At 39.7% G+C, this 3046-nt stretch carries 2 protein-coding genes; one reads left to right on the top strand and one right to left on the bottom strand.

Features of this window, described 5'->3' with window-relative positions; translation table 11 throughout:
* Positions 1-917: 917 nt before the first annotated feature.
* A complete protein-coding gene (locus IX84_RS30060) occupies positions 918-1769 on the bottom strand; it encodes a hypothetical protein (protein ID WP_044230266.1) in 852 nt (283 codons plus the stop codon).
* Between the two features lie 128 nt (positions 1770-1897).
* Here IX84_RS30060 and IX84_RS30055 point away from each other — a divergent pair.
* Positions 1898-3046 (top strand): IS1380 family transposase (locus IX84_RS30055; RefSeq protein WP_044230264.1); only part of this gene is annotated, 1149 nt, incomplete at its 3' end.

The following is a 3046-nucleotide window of genomic DNA, read 5'->3' as shown; positions in this document are numbered from 1 at the left end:
CGGCTATTCAATTCTTTTCAACTGATTTCAATTCCTTGATTTTCAGTTGATTCAGTTTCAAAATCTTGATTCTTCAATTTGATCTTCTTGAATCTAAAATCAACCAAAAATCGGACAATAATCAATCTGGTTCAGGATTCAGGCCTCAATTTCCAGAAGATTCAACCTGATTTTTGATCTCTTCAATTTACTGGATTCAATCTCCTAAATTCATCAAAATCAGTTTCAGATTCTCCAAATCTTGAGTTTTTGATCTCTGAACTTAGATTGTCAAATTGATTCAATCAACGTTCTCCGTTTCAAAATCTCCAGATTCCCAAATTCTGTTTTTGGACGAAATTCAAATTCTTGATTTCTATTTCAAAAGCCGCCTAAACTCAAACTCCTTCTGAAAAAACCAATCTCATTTTTCAAGATGGGCCCGGCTAATCTTAAGAATCCAAATTTTTCGTTTTCTATCTGATTCACCGTAAAAAATACAATACTCGACAGGACCTTTACCCGCCTTTCAAAATTTCATTTACCCGATTTGGAACTCAAGTTCTTGATTTCCGGATAATTCCCAATTCTGAGTTTTCATTTTCGAGGCGGGACAATTCATATTTTCAATTCCATAGAATGCCAATTCTCATGCGGTACCCCATAACGGCCAGGCTACGTGACGTGCCGGACTCTAAATTTACCATTTTCGTCTCATTTCACAAATGCTAGCGCAGGCAGCAAAAGACCAAATTGGCGAAGCCTGGCTTTTGATGCCTGCGCGGGTTTTTCAACCTCTATTTTTCTTTCGAAGATTTTTACCGGCATGGCATGTAGCCATTGTTCCCTTCCGCCTTGTTTTCCACTTTTCTTAAAATTAGAAGTAATGAAATTATGTGTCCTATAAAAAACGGTAACCTTAATTACTTTCCTATTTTTTAAAATTCAACTAAATCTGTGTCTTTAGCAGGTTTTATATCCCAGTACGTATATTCATTTTGTCCTTTATACCAACGATATCTAGCTTGTTGAAACCTTAGCATTTTTAGAATTTCGTGAAGTTGATTTTGAAAGTCTTGTTTATTTTTATTTGCAGCAAATATTCCACCTGTGAAATTAATCCTTGTATGACCTGAACCACTTGAAGAAACGTCAATATCATTTTCCCACATTTTGTTTGCTACGACTTTTGCATAATCTTTCCTCATTAAAGGAAACTCCTTTGCTTGAATTCTTATAACTCTTGATTTTAATTTTTTTGCTAAGGCCTGAATCTCTTTATCTTCAGATTCCTCTCCTTCTTTAATATTCTTTGCCCAAGTACCAAATAAAACTAATTCAATTTGAATATTTTCGATTGACCCCCTATATTTACTAAAGTTTATACCTTCGTCAATAGACTTTAATTCCCTCTCCAATTGTTCCTTAAATTTCACCTTATCCTCCTCTGCAGCTAATCTTTCTTCTTCTAGTTTTGCTAATCTTTCTTCTTCTTCACTAATTGCAATTAAGCTATCTACTTTGGCTAATAACTCTTGAGCTTCTGAATAATATTTGTTTTCTACTTTAATCAAATCTAGGCTGGATTTTGCCAAATCATACTCTTTCTTTTCAATATAACTATTGGCAGCAACAATTCTTGTTCTAGCTACTTCTTCTTCATCTGTTGTGATCACTCCTAAAACTCCTATGACTACTAAGGATAAAACCCAATATCCGAAGACTTTAAGCCTTGTCGGTTTTTTATCCCATTTTAGTATTATCCCTGGTTTTATTAAACCAACTATCAAAGCAATGAAAGTAAGAATACTAAGTAAGCCTAACCCGGATTATTCACGGCAAGGCATAAAAAAAGGGTATAAGTTCTTATATTAGAGTTGCTTAGGCTTCAAAAAATATAAAAACTCCATACCCAAAAATGAGTAATAAAAATACGGCTTTTTATCAGAATAAAAAACAATACACCTTCGATTTTTCGGGCCAGGAAACCAGCTCAGATGGAGGCTTTAGCCTTCTGTACAAACTGGCGAGAAGATCAAAATTGATCAAAGCGTTCAGTGAGCAGGTCCCCGACCGGCGCGACCCTGAGCTGATCACTTACAGTGTTGAAGAGCTGATAATGCAACGGGTAATGCTGCTGGCTTGCGGTTACGAAGATTGTAATGATGTAGATTACCTCAAGGAAGACCCCTTGCTGAAAGCTCTAATGGATAACGGCTTGTGTTCTCAACCAACGCTGAGCCGCCTGGAAAACAGCCTGAACATGGGCGCCGTGTACCGGCTGGCTGAGTGGTGGGTTGACCGGTATGTGGCTAGTTTGCCCACTGATAAAGAGTATGTGATCATTGATGTGGATTGTACCGACGACCCTACCCATGGAGATCAGCAGGGCAGTTTGTTTCACGGCTACTACTGGCAGTGGATGCTCAATGAGCTGTTTTATATAGATGGGGAAACGGGGCAAATCATCCTGCCGGTATTGCGCCCCGGCAACGTACACTCCAATAAATGGAATGACAGGTTTTTGCGGGTAATCGCCAGGAAAATCCGCCAGCGCTTTGGGGATATTCAAATCATCGTCCGGGCTGATGGCGGCTTTTCCTGCCCTGGTTTTTATGAGGTAGTGGAGGAGCAAGACCTTGATTTTTGCATTGGCCTTACATCTAACCCCCGCCTGAAAGCGGCGGTCCGGAAATCTTATGACTGGGTCAATAAGCACTATGGGCAAAAGGGGGCCCGGCATCAAAAGTTTGTAGGGCCCTTCAGTTACCAGGCTGATTCCTGGGATAACCCTCAGCAAGTATATGCCAAAATTGAATCGACGGGCAAAGGCATGAATCTGCGTTTTATCGTTAGCAACTTTGCCGACGACGATGCCGAAGAGCTATACAAAGATTTTTATGTGCAACGCGGAGAGGCCTCTGAAAACCGGATCAAGGAAGTGAAGAACATGTGTTTTTCAGACCGGCTCAGTTGCCATCGTTTCAGTGCCAACTTCTTCCGGCTTATGCTGTCGTGCCTGGCTTATGAGTTGTTGCGCAATTTACGGGGACTGATCCGAAAAACG

The organism is Phaeodactylibacter xiamenensis (genome assembly GCF_000759025.1).
Taxonomy (GTDB): Bacteria; Bacteroidota; Bacteroidia; order Chitinophagales; family Saprospiraceae; genus Phaeodactylibacter; species Phaeodactylibacter xiamenensis.
Note: the sequence above shows the minus strand (reverse complement) of the source record. Positions and strands in the feature narration are given on the sequence as shown.